Here is a 16,860-nt window from a genome sequence, read left to right as displayed (position 1 = left end):
CGTCGATATCGTGCAGGATCGAAGTGAGGACAAGATGACCACCACCGAACGAGCTTTGCTCACCGAGTCCGTGCACGAGACGCTTCGCGAACTGATCTTTTCGGGAGAGCTGGCGCCGGGGACACCACTGAGTGTTCCCGCGCTGGCGAGCAAGCTCAATGTCAGTCGAACGCCGGTCCGCGAGGCCGTGCAGCAGTTGATCTACGAGGGCATCGCGGTCCACACCCGAAATGCGGGTGCAAAAGTCGATTCGCTGGACGCAGAGTCTCTGCGCGCGGTCTTCGAGGTGCGTGAGGTACTCGACGGTCTCGCGGCGTTCAACGCGACGGCCAATGCCACGCATGAAACCGTGTCACAGCTGAACAAGATGGTGCAGGTGCAACGCGAACTTCTCGAGAGCCCGCCGGATCAGCGTCGCGATTCGACGCTGGACCTCGAGTTCCACACCTTGATTCGTGAGACTGCATGCAATCACCCGCTCAGTGAAGCCCTACATCGTCTCGACGGACAGTCACATCTCTACCGTTCGGACATGTGGAGCCTCGAGCTCAATCGGCGGATCGCCGTCACCGAGCACGCTCGTATAGTCGCGGCCATCGAATCGGGTGACGCCTTGGGGGCCAGAACTGCCGCGAGCGCACACGTAGCCGGGCTACTCGTCCGAACAACCCGGAGCTGAAGCTTTACCGAAATGACGGGAACAACGTGTCAGGCCAGGTGATGTCGCCGTCGTTCTCGTCCACGAACGTACCGACACAGTCGCGCCCCAAAGCGCTGATCGCTCCCGAGATGACCTCTGGATGCTCGAGCTCGGTGAGATGGTCTGCTCCGGTTCCGGCCCCGGGAACGCCATCGACGTACACCCGGCACTGGCCCCCGTCCAACCGACCGTCCGCCCACTCGCCTGAGCTCTGCACCACCGAATAGTAGGCAGATCCAGGAGTGTCCTCACCGGCATTGAGCTTGGTGAGAACTTCGGAGAACATGCAGGTGTCGTAACCGTCGGCAGGGCCTTGTACGCAGCCACCGGGGCTACCGTACTGCGGAGCGCCGATGGCGACGAATGAATCCACTACTTCGGAGCCACCGAGGAACTTCGCGTAGTACCGGGAGCTCAGTCCACCCGCACTGTGCGCGATCACCCCGACGGAGTCAGCGCCGGCAGCGTAGGAGCGAATCGAATCGGCAATCAGCTCGGCGTCGGCCGCAATCATCTTGCCGGGTGCGTCGACGAAGTGTGTCTCGTAGCCCGCAGCGCTCAGTGCCTCGTCGAGGGCGCGGTAGGTCGCCTGGTGCGTTTCTCCCGAGTTGTAGAGCTGCTGCCCTGGAACGATGAAGACCACGCGCTTCGCATCGGTGATCCGCCCACCGGCGGCAGCGCTTCCTGCCGAGAACGCCAGAGCGGTGGCCACCAGCGAAGTAGTCACCGCCATCGCCAAAAGAATCTTCGAGAGTCGCACGTCGCCACCCTACGACGGCTGCGCACAAAAAAGGACCGCCGCACTGGAATCCAGTGCGGCGGTCCTTTTCTAGTAGCGGGGACAGGATTTGAACCTGCGACCTCTGGGTTATGAGCCCAGCGAGCTACCGAGCTGCTCCACCCCGCGATGCATTGACAAAGTTACACGAGCAGATGAACGGAACGCAAATCGCCTGCGCTGGAGCGAAATACACGCCTGAAAGTCGAAGAATCGGGTGACTGGGTTCACAAAATGCCCGTGAGCATCAACACATAACAAGCATGTAACGAACGTACCTCGAAACGGCATCGGAAAGGCTCTACCAGCACAAACGCCGAAGATCCTGGATGGGAGAAGACCAGGTGGTCCGGAAAATCGCGAATCGACCCTCGTTCAGCGCTCCCGTACGGTCGGTCCCGGCCCGAATCAACCGGGCGAACGCCGACCCGCCGCTGCTCCACTCTGCCCCGCGGGATCGGAACCCCCGAAACCTTCGAGGGGCAGAGACACGGAGAGACAAGCGCCCGGGAAAGTCAGCATCATCGCCGACCCGCAGGCCCGCCGATGTCAGCAAGCGCGGAGAGGATTTACCCCGACATGACGTACACCAGCATCAGCAAGCGTGCATTCGGCACATTGGCAGTAGCCGGCGCACTTGTCGCAGTGCCCCTCACCATGAGCACCGGCACCGCTTCCGCAGCCACCCACAACTGGGACGGCGTCGCACAGTGCGAGAGCGGTGGCGACTGGAACATCAACACCGGAAACGGCTACTACGGCGGCCTGCAGTTCTCGCAGAGCACCTGGACCGCCAACGGTGGCACCGGCTCGCCCGCCAACGCTTCCAAGGAAGAGCAGATCCGCGTCGCCGAGAACACCCTGCAGAGCCAGGGCCCCGGCGCATGGCCCGTCTGCGGCCAGCGTCTGACCGTCGCAAGCGAGCCGGCAGTCGAAGAGGCTCCCGCCGCAGCACCGGCTCCCGTCGCCGAGGCACCCGCAGTTGCTCCCGCCGTCGAAATCCCGGCCGAGCTCAAGCCCGCCGCACAGCAGGCTTACGACACCGCTCGTGACCTCGCCGGCCAGTACGGATTCGCCGCACAGTTCCAGCAGCTCTCCGATGCCAACGCACCGATCGTTGCAGCACTGCGCTGATTCAGCTCATACAGCTTCACTGAGCACACAAGAAGGCCCACCATCCGATCGGATGGTGGGCCTTCTGCTGTTCATGAACTGACGCCGCTTACCTCGGCAGCGCCTGGTACGCGTCAACAGCCTTCTGCAGGCGGTCGAGCGCAGCACCGTAGCTGGTGAAGTCACCGCTCTGTTGCGCCGACTTCAATGCCGCCATTGCCGAATTGACCTCGGCCAGCGCCTTCGTGACGTCATCCGAAGAAGCCGGCGGGGCCGGTGCCGTCGGAGTAGTCGGCGTTTCCGGTTGCGCTCCGGTATCCGGATCGGGTGCCGGCTGGGTGACAGTCGCTGCCGAACCTGCGCCCGGCCAAATCTGACTGATCGCCTCGGAGACGGTCGGTGCATAACCGATCCGAATGCCGTTGGTGTCGCTGAAGCTCACCAGCACACGCGCCAACTGAGGGAACGCGTTCTGCGAGTTTCGCTGCGAGTACAAAGGTTCGACGTAGAGGATTCCGCCCTCGGCAATCGGCAGAGTCAGCAGGTTTCCGTACTGAATCTTGTTCGACTGCTTGAGCAGTGACACTTCCGAAGCAACACGCGAATCCGACGTCATCGCAGACTGAGCCTGCTGTGGACCCTGAGTCTGCGTATCGGTCGGCAGCTGCAGCACTGTGAACTTGCCGTAGTTCTCCTTGTCGTTCGCCACCGAGATGTAGGCCGACAGCAACTCACGACTGAACCCGACCATCGGACTGGTCAGACGGAAATCCGCCTTCGCGGTGTCCTTGTCGCCCACCAGCACGTAGTACGGCGGCTGGTTGGCCGACGTGTCGATCGTCGGATCACTCGGAACCGACCAGAACGCGTTGTTGGTGAAGAACTCACTCGGATCGTCGACGTGGTACTTCGCCAGCATCTCTCGCTGAACCTTGAACATGTCTTCCGGGTAGCGGAAGTGCGCCTGCAGGTCGTCCGAGATTTCGCTCTTCGGCTTCACCGTGTTCGGGAAGACTCCCATCCACGCCTTCAGAACCGGATCCTGCTCGTCGACCTGGTAGAGCGTGACCGTGCCGTCGTACGCGTCGACCGTGGCCTTCACGGAGTTGCGGATGTAGGAGAACTCCTGACGCGGAATGAGGCGCCCGGTCGTCTGGTCGATACTGTCCTCGACCAACCCGTCGAGCGAACTGCGCTGCGCGTACGGGTAGTCCTGGGCGGTGGTGTAGCCGTCGATGATCCACTGCATCTTGCCGTCGACCACTGCGGGGTAGGCAGCGCCGTCGGTCGTCAGCCAAGGCGCGACCTCCTCGACCCTTTCCTTCGGATCACGCTTGAAGATGATCTTGGAGTTCGAGCCGATTGCACTCGAGAACAAGATGTTGCGCTCGGTGTACTTCGCCGCGAATGCAAGACGGTTGAACCAGTTGCCGATCGAGACACCACCCGAACCGGTGTAGGTGTACTTCGAGGTGTCGGTGTCGTACTCACGAGGTCCCTCGCCGTCGACGGAACCGACGATCGAGTAATCGGCGTCCGACTGGCTGATCACCTCGCCGTAGTACGACCGAGGATTGTCTACCTTGAGGTTCTCGTTCTCGGGCGTGGTCGTCAGGTCGCTGACCGAGTAGATCGGGTAACCACCGGTGTTGTTCTGACTGTCGCCCTGCACGGCCGTGACTTCGTTTGCCTGGGCTGCGACGAAGCCGTTGCCGTGCGTGTAGACCGTGTGCTTGTTGATCCAGTCCGTCTGGTTGCCGGAAAGATTGTTCGGCGACAGCTCACGCGCTGCGACAACGAAGTCGCGCAGCTGGCCGTCCTGTTCGTAGCGGTCGACGTTGAGCGTCTGCGGGAACCCGTAGAAGTTCTTGAGCTGACGCTGAGCGGTGAACGTCGGCGAGAGGATCGTCGGATCCAACAGTCGGGTATTCGCGATCGTGGTCCGGTCGGCCGGAACGTCCTGGGGCTGCTTGGTGCCAACTCCCGGATAGTCGACGTAGTCGACGTTTTCTTCCGTGATCCCGTACGCCTGACGGGTCGCTTCGATGTTTCGTTCGATGTACGTGCTCTCCTTCTGCGCCGCATTGGGCTTGACGGAAAACTGCTCGACGATCATCGGGTAGACCGCACCGACGAGCACCGACGAAAGAACCAGTAGAGCGACTGCCATGGCCGGTATCCGAAGATCCCGCGTGAAGATCGAGGCGAAGAACGCCAAGGCGCAGATGACCGCAATGGACAACAGAATCAGCTTCGCCGGCAGAACCGCATTGATGTCGGTGAAGCCCGGACCGGTGAACGTCGGTTCCTTACGACTACTCGACATCAACGAGTACCGATCGAACCAGTACGCCACCGCCTTGAGGAGCACGAAGGTGCCGGCGATGACAGCCAGTTGAACACGTGCGGCAGTCGTGAATGTCCCAGCGCGCCCGGCCAACTTGATCCCACCGAAAACGTAGTGGGTGACCAGGTTTGCCACGAAGGCAAGCAGAATCGAGACGAACAACCAGTTCAGAACGAAGCGGTAGAACGGCAGATCGAACGTGTAGAAGCCGACGTCCAAGTTGAACTGAGGATCGGTGATGCCGAACGGCTGACCGTTGAGGAACAACTGGATGGTGACCCAGTTGGCCTGCGCGATGAGACCGGAGAGAATGCCGATCGCGACCGGAATGATCACGCCGAACAGACGAAGTCGCGACATGACGGTCGTGCGGTAGCGCGCGATCGGATCGTTGGGTCCCGAGACCGGAACGAACACCGGACGTGCGCGGTACGCGAGAAGCATCGCGAGCCACACGATGGCTCCGACGACAATTCCGACCACGAGGAAGAGCACGAATCGCGTCAGCAGAACCTTGGTGAAGACACCGCGGTAGCCGACTTCTCCGAACCACAACCAGTCCGTGTACATGCCGATCAGTCGCGGCCCCACGAGCAGCAAGGCCGCCACTACGACAGCCACCACCAACAAGATTCGACTGCGTCTGGACAGAGAGGGTAAACCTGCGGGGGGCCGCATGCCCACGTGCCACGCTCCAAGATTTGGCGACGCCGTGGCGTCGCAACCGATTGCATCGATCACTGCGGCCACGCCCGAGTGGACTTGGCCGTTTCCGACCACTCTACGTAACAACGGTCACGGGTTGACAACACGGAGAGCAGGGAGCCGGACAGAAGGTGGGAGGATGAACGTGTGAGTGAAGAGAATATGAGCAGATCACCGAGTGCCCTCGCCCGGTGCGTTCATGAAGTTGTCGACCACATCGACGCCGAAGGCTGGGATCAACCGCCGAAGCTGTACGCGTTGGTGCCTACCGAAATGCTCGCCGCGGCCGAACCCGGACTGCTCGACCAACTCGCCGAGGGCGCCGAATACACACCGATCGAACAGGAATCGCTTCCCGAGGACATCATCGGCGGTTCACGGGCACTCGACGAGTTCCTGGCAACGACGCATTGGCCCGAGTCGGTGCAGGGTTGCATCCTGGTTCAGGAGATTGTCGTCCTGCCGCCTGAGGCGGAATCGGATCTCGATCACGCCACGGCGCCGGTATTGACCGATCAGCATGCTGCCGACGAGGTCGCGCGACTGACGGCCAACGCGCATCCAGATCGACGCGAGGCTCGACTGTTCGTCGGCGTGCTCCGTGACGGTCCTTCGCTGTCGCTTCTGCAGATGCGTCCCGACGAAGATGCGGATCCGTACGGTGACCTGGAACTGCTTACCTACGACGGTCTTGCACCTCACCTGGTTCACGCGTTGTACGCGACGCTCGACGAGGTCGAAGAAGACTGAAAGAAGAAGACTGACCGAGCCTGTCTTCGGCAAGGCAGGTTTCAGCAGCGGGGTGCGTCACCGCCCGTGTTGAGGCTTTCGAGTGAGTCCACTGCGCCGGGCAGGTTGTCGACCTTGACGAGTCGAAGCCCGTCCGGCGCATTCTGTTTCGCCTCGTCACAGTTCTGGGCCGGCACGAGGAAGGTCTCAGCACCGGCTTCGGAGGCGGCGATCAACTTGTACCTGATACCGCCGATCGGACCGACCTCGCCGTCGGAGTCGATGGTGCCCGTTCCGGCCACGAACTTTCCGCCGTTGAGCTCCCCTGGAGTCAGCTTGTCCACCAACGCCAGTGTGAACATCAGTCCGGCAGAAGGACCGCCGATGTCGGCAAGGTTGAACTGCACGGTGAAGGGAACGTCCGGGACCTCGTTGGGCGTGACGCCGAGGTAACCCGATTCGGGCTTGTTGGGCCGCGCCCCGACGGTGACCGGCACAACGGTCTCCACGCCCTCGCGAAGGACGGTGACGTCGATCGCGGTGCCGGGTGCGATCGCACCGACCGTGTCCTGAACGCCGGTGATGGTGGTTACCGGAGTGTCGCCGATCTTGACCAGGACGTCGCCTTCTTGCAGGGCACCCGCGGCGGGGCCGTCCGGGGTCACCTTCGAAACAGTGAGTGCCACCGGCTTGCCGAGAAAGTGCAGTGCAGCCAACTCGGCACTGTCCTCGGACTGCTGGAAGTCGGCGGTGTTGGCCTGCTGAATCTCTTCCTTCGACTTCTCGGGCGGATAGATCTCCGAGCGTGGGACGAGTCCGTTGCTGCCACTCGCCCACAGTCCGAACGCTTCGAAAATGTTGAGGCCGTCGCGAACCGACACCGTTGTCATGTTGAGGTTGCCGTCGGTGGGATCGACTTCGGTCCCCTGGATGTCGACGACAGGCTTACCGTCGACGTCGCCGAGGGTGTTGAAGGTGGGGCCAGGACCGAGTGCGACATAAGGAACAGTGACCATTGTTCCGACGACTCCCAACACGACGATGGGTGCGAGTGCGGCCAAGAGCGTCACTATCCGTCGATTCACCTGATCCAGAGTAAAGCGCGAAGGCGCCGGAGCACCGATCGCACCGCCTGAGCGCCGTGCGTGTTCGCCGTCAGCGTGACTCGGAGGGCGACTCCGACCGCTCGAGCCTTGTACCGTTGAGGTATGAGCAATATGCCGTTCGGCTTCTCCAACTCCGACGACGATCCCGATCGCGACAAGAACGCGGCGGGTGGCAATCCGTTCGGGGGTGGTGACACGCCGTTCGGGTTCGGCGCGGGCGGTGAGGGATTCGATCCGGCTCAGCTCGGCCAGATGCTCACTCAGTTCGGTCAGATGCTGAGCGGGATGGGCTCGTCGATGGGCCAGGGCGGTACTTCCGGCCCGGTGAACTACGACATCGCCAAGAAGCTGGCACGCCAACAGATCGGATCGGTTACACCGATCACCGAGGGCAATGTCAAGGCGATCGCCGACGCCGCACATCTGGCCGAGATGTGGCTGGACGCCGCAACGACGCTTCCTGCCGGAGCGAGCCGCACTCTCGCCTGGACTCCGAACGACTGGCTCGACAACACGATCGACACGTGGAAGCGACTCTGTGATCCGGTGGCCGAGAAGGTGGCGGGCATGTGGGTCCAGGGACTTCCCGCCGAAGCACAGCAGATGGCGGGCCCGATGCTGGGCATGCTCGGCCAGATGGGTGGACTCGCGTTCGGCTCGCAATTGGGCCAGGCACTCGGCCAACTGTCCACCGAGGTGCTCTCCTCCACCGACATCGGCTTGCCCCTCGGACCAGAGGGCACCGCGGCCCTTCTCCCCGCTGCGGTTCAGGCGTTCAGCGAGGGTCTCGAACAGCCGCATCAGGAAGTTCTGGTGTTCCTCGCCGCGCGGGAAGCAGCTCATCAGCGCCTTTACAGTCACGTTCCGTGGCTGCGACAGCGTGTTCTCGCCACAGTCGAGGAATACGCCCGCGGGATCACGATGGACTTCTCGGCGATGGAAGAATTTGCCAAGGACCTCGACCCGTCCGCTCTCACCGATCCGAGCAAGCTCGAAGCACTGATGCAGCAGGGCACGTTCGAGCCGCAGAACACCCCGGAGCAGAAAGCCGCTCTCGAACGGCTCGAGACTCTGCTCGCGCTGGTCGAGGGTTGGGTGGAGACGGTCGTCACCGCCGCACTCGGCGAGCGACTGCCTGGTGTTGCCGCGATGAGCGAGACGTTGCGGCGTCGCCGTGCCACCGGCGGCCCCGCCGAACAGACCTTTGCGACGCTGGTCGGACTCGAACTTCGTCCTCGCAAGGTCCGTGAAGCGGCCGGTTTGTGGCAGAAGCTCACCGCGGAAGCCGGTATGGACACTCGTGACGGCGTCTGGTCACATCCCGACCTCATGCCCGATTCGAGCGATCTCGACGCACCGGACGGATTTGTCGCCCGGGTCCTCGGCGGCGGCGAAGCCGGCAATTTCGACGACCCGATCGCCCAGCTCGAAGCCGTCGAGGCAAAAGAGCGTGCGGCCGAGGCAGCGATGGACAAGACCCGCGAGGACGACGAAGAGAAGTAATTCCTTCTCGACACATTTTCGCAGTTCAGCCATGCTGACGTCCTGTGGATAACCATCACTGACGCGGACTCGCCGGCGGCCCTCCGTGCCAGCATCGAACGATGACCGGTGACCCGCAAGACGACACCACTCAGAACAGCACTTCACAGCGATCCGCGGGACCCCGATGGGACCCGCGGATCGCTGTTCTGTCGCGCCCGGACGGTCGGCTGCAGCTGGGATGGACACCCGGACGTGCCGTCCTGCTGACGCTGCCTGTCGGGGTCGATGCGCGCGCGGTGAAGTCGATCCTCCGCAAAATGGACGGCTCCAGATCCCGCGCGACCATCCTGTGGGAAGCGTCGACGCGCGGGATTTCGACGTCGGTGACGGAGAAGTTGCTCGAGCAACTCACCGATTCCGGATTCGTCCACACTGCCGCCAGGAGGACCGTGTCCGTCCGGATCCACGGTGTCGGTCCGCTCTCGGACGCCGTCGAGCGCGCCCTGGTCACCGGCGGGGTAAGCACGCGTCGCTCGCGCGGGTATCGCAACACCGACGTCGTGCGCACGTGGAACGAACAACTGGTGGTCCTGGCCGACGACGTTGTCACTGATCCTCGCCTGGTCAGCGATCTCGTTCGCTGCGGACTCCCCCACCTTTCCGTCCGGATCCGCGACGGCAACGGCGTGATCGGTCCTCTTGTCGTGCCGGGCCAGTCGAGTTGCCTGCGATGCGCCGACATCATCCGATCCGAACTCGACCCTCATTGGCTTCATCTGTCCGCGCAGCTACTCGGCAGCGCCGGCCACGCGGAATCGGCGATGATCCATGCAAGTGTCGCGCTGGCCCTGGCCGAGATCGACTCCGCATTATCCGAAACAGCGGCGACGTATGCGGCGAGTCTGTCGTCGACGCTCGAGATCGCGCTCCGTCCGTATCGGATCACAACCAGGCGCTGGCCTCGGCAAATATCTTGCAGTTGCCAATACCTGGCACCTGTTTCGGGCAAAGGACGCCCCAGTCAGACATGATGGTGTGGTGTCCGAGATCCCACGCAAGAGTTCTGCCCGTACTGCCAAACTCGCGAGCATCCCCCTGGGGATGGCCGGTCGCGCCGCCATGGGCTTCGGACGCAAGCTCGCCGGCGGCGACAAAGGCGAGATCGACGCGCAGTTGAGCGCGAAGGCCGCCGAGCAACTGTTCGCGGTGCTAGGCGAACTCAAGGGCGGCGCGATGAAGCTGGGCCAAGCGCTCAGCGTCATGGAGGCGGCGATTCCGGAGGAATTCGCGGAGCCGTACCGCGAGTCGCTGAACAAGCTCCAGGCCGCCGCCCCGCCGCTGCCGACCAAGCAAGTACACAAGATGCTCGATCAGCAACTCGGAACCAAATGGCGCGACCGATTCCTGTCGTTCGACGACGAACCGACCGCGTCGGCAAGCATTGGGCAGGTTCACCGTGCGGTCTGGGCGGACGGCCGCGACGTGGCCGTGAAAGTTCAGTACCCCGGCGCCGACGAAGCTCTACGCGCCGACCTCAAGACCTTGGGCAGATTTGCCGGTCTCTTCGGTTCGGTCATGCCCGGTGTCGATGTGCGCCCCGTGATCGAGGAGTTCACCGCGCGCACCGAGGAAGAACTCGACTATCGGATCGAGGCGAACAATCAGCGAGCTTTTGCAAAAGAATTCGACGGCGATCCCCAATTCGTGATCCCGCACGTCGTGGCGAGCGCGCCGAAAGTGGTCGTGACCGAATGGATGACGGCAACCCCGTTGACCAGAATCATCGAAAGTGGAACGCCGGAGCAGCGCAATGCTGCCGGTGCACTACTCGCCGAATTCCACTTCGCGTCTCCGGCCCGTGTCGGCTTGCTCCACTGCGACCCGCACCCCGGCAATTTCATGCTTCTCGAGGACGGCCGACTCGGCGTCATCGACTTCGGTGCGGCTGCGCCGTTCCCGAACGGACTGCCACGGGTTCTCGGCACGATGGTGCGCTTGGCTGTCGAGGAACAATTCGACGAATTGACGGAGTTGTTGCGCGCCAACGGTTTCGTGATTCCCGGACGCACGGTAACCGACAAGGAGATCGCGGATTACCTGCGACCCTTCACCGACCCGATCCAGACCGAGTCATTTCACTTCACTCGGTCGTGGCTGCAAAAGGCCGCCGGAACCGCCACTGACTTCAACAGTGCGCAGTTCCGAACGGCCCGTGCACTCAACCTTCCGGCCGAGTATTTGATGATCTTCCGAGTTCTTCTCGGTTCGGTCGGCATATGCGCCCAGTTGGACGCATATGCCCCGTACATGGAAATCCTGACTCGTTGGTTGCCAGGGTTCGCGGAGCCGGTTCTGGATGACACCGGCTCCGCCGAATAAGACGCCGGCTCCGCCGACTAAGGCACCGGCTCCGCCGAATAGGGCTCTCACGCGCACACGAGTTGCTTGCGTGGGCGCCCCCTCGGTCTCTTGCGCGCTATGACGGCCCCCTGATCGAGGATCTCGCCTCCCCACACCCCCCACGGCTCGGCGCGGTCGAGAGCCGCACTGAGACAACGGGAACGGATGGGGCACTGCGCGCACAGTGCCTTCGCCTGCTCGAGTTCGGCCGGAGCTTCGGCGAACCAGAGATCGGGGTTGGATGCCCGGCACGGCAGGTCGCGGCGGGTGGACGCGACCTCGATGAACGTGACTGCAGCCGAAGTGACGTCGGTGGAAGTTACTGCAGTGGTGGAGTTTTCGGATTCCACGCGGATTGTCTGGGCAGACAACTCGGTCTCCTAGTGCTCGGATGCGAAACTGTGTCGCACGATATGGGTTCGATGGGTGCGAACCTGAGCCGAGTCGGAAACCGGATAAAGAGGGGTATCCAACACAAAGGCCACGGTCCGCAGGGGCTGCGGGTCCGTGGCCGTAAGTGAACGGATGTGTCCTACCGAGAAATACCTCGATGGCTTAAGAACACGGACTCGACAGCTGCTTTCTTTGCTGCTGCTTGAGGGCGCAGGCGGAACGCATGCTGCGCCCATCCCGCTGCACGCGGCAGCATGGGGGCGGCAACAGCGAACTTTGCGCTTGCGCACGCTTCATACGAGATCAAGTTCGTCATTTTTTTGCCACCTCCATTTCGTGTCGGTCCGGATAGTTTCTGCGCACAGGTTGCCCCGTAACACTGAAAACCAGAGTAGAGAATTCGTCGAATCTGCACAACCTATTTTTGACCTGCGGTTATGTAACTCACCGTTGTCGATTCGGATGCATTTCAGATATCGAGTGTTGCCGCACGCAGTTCGCCGCGAATGACAGCTAGTACGTCTTCTCCGAAGTTGTCGAGTTTCTTCGGCCCGATTCCAGGGATCGAAACCAGTCCACGATTGTCTTGTGGTCGTTGTTCGGCAATAGCCATCAGTGTGTTGTCACTGAAGACGACGTAGGCCGGAACTTTGAGTTCTCGGGACTTGTCCAGACGCCAGGCCTTGAGGTGCTCGAGCAATTCCAGGTCGACATTGGACGGGCATTTTTCGCAGCGCCCGAGCATTGTCGCCGACGTCCCGATCAACGGTTTGCCGCAGACGCGGCAGCGCGGACGCTTCTTGTTCCCCGACGACGGCGCGGCAACGCGCGAAGCCGGTGAGTCCTCGGGGATGAGCCCGTTGAGGAACCTCGACCGGCGACGGGACTTGCGTCCACCCTCATTGCGAGCCAATGCCCAAGACAGCTGCAGATGCTCGCGGGCGCGGGTAACCCCCACGTACAGAAGCCGACGCTCCTCCTCCACCGCGACGTCGTCGGCGCCCGAATTGGCGTCGCCGAGAACGTGTTGGATCGGCAGGGTGCCGTCGTTGAGGCCGACCAGGAACACCGCATCCCATTCGAGCCCCTTGGCCGCGTGAAGCGAAGCCAGCGTCACGCCCTGCACGGTCGGTGGGTGCCGCGCCTCGGCTCGGGCTGTTAGCTCCTGTAGAAGCCCGGTGAGCGACAGTTCGGGTTCGTGGACGAGTTGTTCTTCGGTCAGCGCCACCAGAGCCGAGAGCGACGCCCAGCGCTCGCGGGCTTGCGTGCCCGAAGGTTCTTCGTTGGTCAGACCGAGTGGCGCGAGTACAGCGCGAACCAGTGAAACCAGCGCTTCGCCGTTGTCTGCGCCTTCGGGGAGGTCGTCTCGTCCGGCGGCCTGACGCAGCGCCGCCACTGCCTGACGGACCTCGGTGCGGGTGAAGAAGCCCTCTCCACCACGCACCTGGAACGGAATGCCGAGCTTGGTGAGTGCCTGCTCGTGCGCCTCCGACTGAGCATTGATCCGATACAGAACAGCGATCTCGGCCGCTGGAGTGCCTGCCGCGATCAGCCGTTTGATCGCCCGCGCAACGCCGAGCGCTTCGGCAGGCTCGTCGTCGAACTCCATGAACTCCGGCTCAGGCCCCGGAGCGCGTTGCCCGATCAACTGAAGACGCGTCCCGGCGATCCGTCCGCGCGCTGCACCGATCACGCGGTTCGCCAGCGACACGACCTCAGGGGTGGAGCGGTAGTCCCGTTCGAGCCGGACGACGGTCGCTTCGGGGAATTTCCGCGAGAAGTCCAACAGATAGTTCGGGGTGGCGCCGGTGAAGGAGTAGATGGTCTGATTCGCATCGCCCACCACGGTCAGGTCGTCGCGGTCGCCGAGCCAGGCGTCGAGCACCCGCTGTTGCAGCGGGGTGACGTCCTGATACTCGTCGACCACGAAGCAGCGGTACCGCTCGCGGAACTCGTCGGCAACCGTCGAATGCTCTTCGAGCGCAGCCGCGGTGTGAAGTAGGAGATCGTCGAAATCGAGGAGCATGCCGTCCTGGCCACGTGCCTTCAGCTCTTCGTATGCCGCGTAGACCTGCGCAACCTTGGTGGCATCGACCGGCGCCTCGCGACGAATCTTGGCTATCGCGCGTGGGTAGTCCTCGGGCGCGATCAGTGAGGCCTTGGACCACTCGATTTCGCTGGCGAGGTCGCGCACGCTTTCCGTACTGGTGGACAACCCGACACGAGCGGCGGCACTGCTGACAACCGCGAACTTCCGATCGAGCAGACGCCACGGGGTGTCACCGATCACCTGCGGCCAGAAGTACTTGAGTTGACGAAGAGCGGCGGCGTGGAAGGTACGAGCCTGTACCTGCGGCCCACTTCCACCAACCCCCAGCTCACGAAGCCGTCCACGCATTTCGCCGGCCGCTCGCGCTGTGAATGTCACGGCAAGCACCTGGCCGGCGGAGACATGACCGTCGGCAACCAGATGCGCGATCCGGCGGGTAATGGTGCGGGTTTTGCCTGTTCCAGCGCCCGCGAGGACACATACCGGGCCGCGTGGCGCGAGCACGGCGGCCGATTGTTCTGGATCCAGTCCGGTGTCCGCAGGCATGGGGACCATCATGGCAGGACGTTCCGACACGCCATTCGCCGCGCCCGACGGTATGTGGGCAAGAGAACACGGGCCGATACGGAACAACGCTCTCGGTCGTGGTGTTATATCGGCCGTGACTTCTACCGAAAATGCGCCTGCCCTGACCATCTACTCGACCACGTGGTGTGGCTACTGCCGCCGCCTCAAGACGCAGCTCAACGCGTCGGGGATCGAGTACACCGAGATCGACATCGAGAACGATCCGGCAGCAGCCGATTTCGTCGGCAGCGTCAACGGTGGAAATCACGTCGTTCCGACCGTGAAGTACGGCGACGGCAGCGTCGCGACCAACCCGTCGCTCAACCAGGTCAAGCAGGCACTGGGTCTGTAGAGCCTTTCAGGCTGCTGTCTGACCCAGCTCTTATTTGACCCAGCTCTCGAGCATTCCGCGAGCGATGGAGATCGAGCCGGGCAGCAGCAGTGGCGCGTCCGCTTCCGAACCCCAGTCGCCGAGTTCGAGAGCGGCACGCACCTCGTCCTTCGTGAACCAGGCGCCCTCGGCGATCTCGCCGTCCGCGAACAGAAGCGGAGCGGCGGGGTCGCCGATTGCGGCGAAGCCCAACATCACCGAGCGAGGGAACGGCCAAGGCTGGCTCCCGAGGTATCGAACGCTGTGCACGTCGATGCCGACTTCTTCCTTGATCTCGCGCACAACGCACGTTTCGAGCGACTCCCCGGCCTCGACGAATCCCGCGAGAATCGAGAAACGTCGCTGCGGCCAGGTCGGCTGACGAGCGAGTAGAACTCGATCGCCGCCGTCGTGCACCAGGCAGATGACCGCCGGATCCGTTCGGGGAAACTCCTCGTGGCCGGTGGACGTGGAAATGCGTGACCAGCCGGACATGGTGGGTTCACTCGGCGCGCCGTCGATAGCGCTGAATCCGGCACTGTCGTGCCAGTTGAGAATTGCGACGGCACCGGTCAACAAACCGGCGTCGGCGTCGTCGAGTGTTCCGCCGAGCATGCGCAATTCGGACAACGTGCCCGCCAGCAGCGACACCCGCACCGCCCAGACGTGGCGATTCTCCCGAATTCCCAGGAACACTGCACCGCGCACCGGTTCCGGACCCAGTTCGGTTGCCTCGGCGAAGACCAACTGACCTTCCGGCGAGACTTTGACCTGACCCCGTGAATTCACACGGAGGAGCAGCGCGTCCGCCCAACCCGTGGTCAGTGCGGCGGCATCCGACCGCAATTCCTCGGCGCGGCCGACGCTCGAGCGTGAGAGCAGCGGTGTTTCGGTCAGCTGGAAGTCGTTCACGCTCACGACATTACTGCGCGCACGAAGCTCGGCAGCACTCAGTTCGTGACGCGGCGGATGTAGAGCAGGCGATCGTTCTCCTCGACGGCGTCCACCTCGGGCGAACCGACGCGAACCAGACGGCCGTCGCGAACTACCCCGAGCACGATGTCGGAGAGATGACGCGGAGAGCCGCCGACCTCGTCACGTTCGACTGCGCGCTCGGCGATCGCGAATCCGGCTTCCGGGGTCAGAAGGTCTTCGATCATCTCCACGACAGTCGGCGTTGTGGTCGCGATGCCGAGGAGTCGACCTGCCGTCTCCGAGGACACGACCACCGAGTCTGCGCCGGACTGACGCAGAAGATGCGCGTTGTCGGCTTCACGGATGGCTGCGGCGATCTTGGCTTTCGGCGCGATTTCGCGGGCTGTGAGCGTCACGAGCACTGCGGTGTCGTCACGATTCGTGGCCACGATGATCGACGACGCATTCTGCGCACCTGCCAATCGAAGTACGTCCGATTTCGTCGCCGAACCGAACACCGTCACCAGGCCCTTGCTCGCCGCGGAGTCGAGGACTGTCTGATCGGTATCGACGACCACGATCTCCGACGCCGGTACACCGTCACCGAGCATTGCTTCGATTGCCGTCCGCCCCTTGGTCCCGTATCCGACGACGACGGTGTGATTACGCACGTGCTGCCTCCAACGCTGAATTTTGAACGCCTGACGCGAACTCTCGGTCAGAGCTGAAAGTGTGGTTCCGACCAACACGATCAAGAAGAAGATTCGAAGTGGCGTGATCAACAGGACGTTGACCAGGCGCGCCGACGGAGTGAACGGAGTGATATCGCCGTAGCCGGTGGTCGAGAGCGAAACCGTCGCATAGTAGATGCAGTCGAGCAGCGAAAGCTCGTTGTCCTGTGCGTCTCGGTATCCGGCGCGATCGATGTACACGATCAACACGGCGGCACCGAGGGCACCCAACGCGATGAGAACTCGCTTGTAGATGGCCCGCGCCGGACTTGTCTGTAGCTGGGGAATGCGCAGCACCCCGACAAGGGCGAAGTCAGGCTGATCGGTCAATGCTTCCGACCTGGTCAAACGCGCCCGGAGCTTACCGGCCATACATCGACTCTCTCACTCGAACTTACGAAATACCTACACGGACATCGGCAGGCAGCGTAACCCTCGAAGATCGACTTCGGAACTCGGGCGCCGAATAGC

At 62.8% G+C, this 16,860-nt stretch carries 14 protein-coding genes and 1 tRNA gene; 7 read left to right on the top strand and 8 right to left on the bottom strand.

Translation table 11 applies throughout. The features are described 5' to 3' along the window. Positions 1–34 precede the first annotated feature (34 nt). Entirely contained in the window at positions 35–679 is a 645-nt protein-coding gene (locus tag GJB56_RS03980; RefSeq protein WP_113683099.1) for a GntR family transcriptional regulator, read from the top strand. Between the two features lie 4 nt (positions 680–683). Here the strand turns inward: GJB56_RS03980 and GJB56_RS03975 are convergent, their stop codons facing one another. Continuing rightward, positions 684–1,460, bottom strand: coding sequence for an esterase/lipase family protein (locus GJB56_RS03975; RefSeq protein ID WP_069145909.1), 777 nt, complete (start codon positions 1,458–1,460; stop codon positions 684–686). A 73-nt stretch (positions 1,461–1,533) separates the two neighbouring features. After that, a tRNA-Met gene (locus tag GJB56_RS03970) sits at positions 1,534–1,607 on the bottom strand. A 450-nt stretch (positions 1,608–2,057) separates the two neighbouring features. On the opposite strand from GJB56_RS03970, the gene GJB56_RS03965 reads away from it, so the two are divergent. Next, entirely contained in the window at positions 2,058–2,612 is a 555-nt protein-coding gene (locus GJB56_RS03965; protein ID WP_019747833.1) for a transglycosylase family protein, read from the top strand. An 88-nt stretch (positions 2,613–2,700) separates the two neighbouring features. Here GJB56_RS03965 and GJB56_RS03960 read toward each other — a convergent pair whose 3' ends face one another. Continuing rightward, on the bottom strand, positions 2,701–5,616 hold the full coding sequence (locus GJB56_RS03960) for a UPF0182 family protein (protein ID WP_020907135.1): 2,916 nt from the start codon (positions 5,614–5,616) through the stop codon (positions 2,701–2,703). A gap of 174 nt (positions 5,617–5,790) precedes the next feature. On the opposite strand from GJB56_RS03960, the gene GJB56_RS03955 reads away from it, so the two are divergent. After that, positions 5,791–6,393 carry a PPA1309 family protein gene (locus tag GJB56_RS03955; protein WP_019747831.1) on the top strand — a complete coding sequence of 201 codons (603 nt, stop codon included), beginning with the start codon at positions 5,791–5,793 and terminating at the stop codon, positions 6,391–6,393. Positions 6,394–6,434: 41 nt separating this feature from the next. Here the strand turns inward: GJB56_RS03955 and GJB56_RS03950 are convergent, their stop codons facing one another. Continuing rightward, positions 6,435–7,457, bottom strand: a complete 1,023-nt coding sequence (locus tag GJB56_RS03950) for a YlbL family protein (RefSeq protein ID WP_020907134.1) — start codon at positions 7,455–7,457, stop codon at positions 6,435–6,437. Between the two features lie 123 nt (positions 7,458–7,580). Between GJB56_RS03950 and GJB56_RS03945 the strand changes: the two genes are divergently transcribed. The 3 genes from GJB56_RS03945 (at position 7,581) to GJB56_RS03935 (ending at position 11,342) form a co-directional block, all read left to right on the top strand. After that, positions 7,581–8,981, top strand: a complete 1,401-nt coding sequence (locus tag GJB56_RS03945) for a zinc-dependent metalloprotease (RefSeq protein WP_024487215.1) — start codon at positions 7,581–7,583, stop codon at positions 8,979–8,981. Positions 8,982–9,082: 101 nt separating this feature from the next. Further along, the gene (locus GJB56_RS03940) at positions 9,083–9,994 is read left to right on the top strand and encodes a hypothetical protein (RefSeq protein ID WP_113682996.1); all 912 of its coding nucleotides are present in this window, start codon (positions 9,083–9,085) and stop codon (positions 9,992–9,994) included. 4 nt (positions 9,995–9,998) lie between these two features. Then, the gene (locus tag GJB56_RS03935) at positions 9,999–11,342 is read left to right on the top strand and encodes an ABC1 kinase family protein (protein WP_195849582.1); all 1,344 of its coding nucleotides are present in this window, start codon (positions 9,999–10,001) and stop codon (positions 11,340–11,342) included. A gap of 47 nt (positions 11,343–11,389) precedes the next feature. Here GJB56_RS03935 and GJB56_RS03930 read toward each other — a convergent pair whose 3' ends face one another. Further along, the gene (locus GJB56_RS03930) at positions 11,390–11,713 is read right to left on the bottom strand and encodes a WhiB family transcriptional regulator (RefSeq protein WP_003942321.1); all 324 of its coding nucleotides are present in this window, start codon (positions 11,711–11,713) and stop codon (positions 11,390–11,392) included. 512 nt (positions 11,714–12,225) lie between these two features. Beyond that, positions 12,226–14,364 carry an ATP-dependent DNA helicase UvrD2 gene (locus tag GJB56_RS03925; protein WP_029537946.1) on the bottom strand — a complete coding sequence of 713 codons (2,139 nt, stop codon included), beginning with the start codon at positions 14,362–14,364 and terminating at the stop codon, positions 12,226–12,228. Between the two features lie 103 nt (positions 14,365–14,467). Here GJB56_RS03925 and GJB56_RS03920 point away from each other — a divergent pair, with 103 nt between their 5' ends. After that, positions 14,468–14,725 (top strand): mycoredoxin, encoded by a 258-nt coding sequence (locus tag GJB56_RS03920; protein WP_003942350.1) that lies wholly within the window; start codon positions 14,468–14,470, stop codon positions 14,723–14,725. A gap of 30 nt (positions 14,726–14,755) precedes the next feature. Here the strand turns inward: GJB56_RS03920 and nudC are convergent, their stop codons facing one another. Together nudC and GJB56_RS03910 are read right to left on the bottom strand one after the other, a co-directional pair. Then, entirely contained in the window at positions 14,756–15,655 is a 900-nt protein-coding gene (gene nudC, locus GJB56_RS03915) for an NAD(+) diphosphatase (RefSeq protein ID WP_113683101.1), read from the bottom strand. Positions 15,656–15,693: 38 nt separating this feature from the next. Further along, positions 15,694–16,761, bottom strand: coding sequence for a potassium channel family protein (locus GJB56_RS03910; RefSeq protein WP_003942296.1), 1,068 nt, complete (start codon positions 16,759–16,761; stop codon positions 15,694–15,696). Between the last annotated feature and the right edge of the window lie 99 nt (positions 16,762–16,860).

Source organism: Rhodococcus sp. AQ5-07, from assembly GCF_009707305.1.
Taxonomy (GTDB): Bacteria; Actinomycetota; Actinomycetes; order Mycobacteriales; family Mycobacteriaceae; genus Rhodococcus_F; species Rhodococcus_F erythropolis.
This window is presented reverse-complemented; position numbering and strand designations above follow the sequence as displayed.

Coding starts and splice junctions, on each gene's coding strand:
- GJB56_RS03980 (WP_113683099.1), top strand. CDS start 35: ATGACCACCACCGAACGAGCTTTGCTCACCGAGTCCGTGCACGAGACG.
- GJB56_RS03965 (WP_019747833.1), top strand. CDS start 2,058: ATGACGTACACCAGCATCAGCAAGCGTGCATTCGGCACATTGGCAGTA.
- GJB56_RS03960 (WP_020907135.1), bottom strand. CDS start 5,616: ATGCGGCCCCCCGCAGGTTTACCCTCTCTGTCCAGACGCAGTCGAATC.
- GJB56_RS03945 (WP_024487215.1), top strand. CDS start 7,581: ATGAGCAATATGCCGTTCGGCTTCTCCAACTCCGACGACGATCCCGAT.
- GJB56_RS03940 (WP_113682996.1), top strand. CDS start 9,083: ATGACCGGTGACCCGCAAGACGACACCACTCAGAACAGCACTTCACAG.
- GJB56_RS03925 (WP_029537946.1), bottom strand. CDS start 14,364: ATGATGGTCCCCATGCCTGCGGACACCGGACTGGATCCAGAACAATCG.
- GJB56_RS03910 (WP_003942296.1), bottom strand. CDS start 16,761: ATGGCCGGTAAGCTCCGGGCGCGTTTGACCAGGTCGGAAGCATTGACC.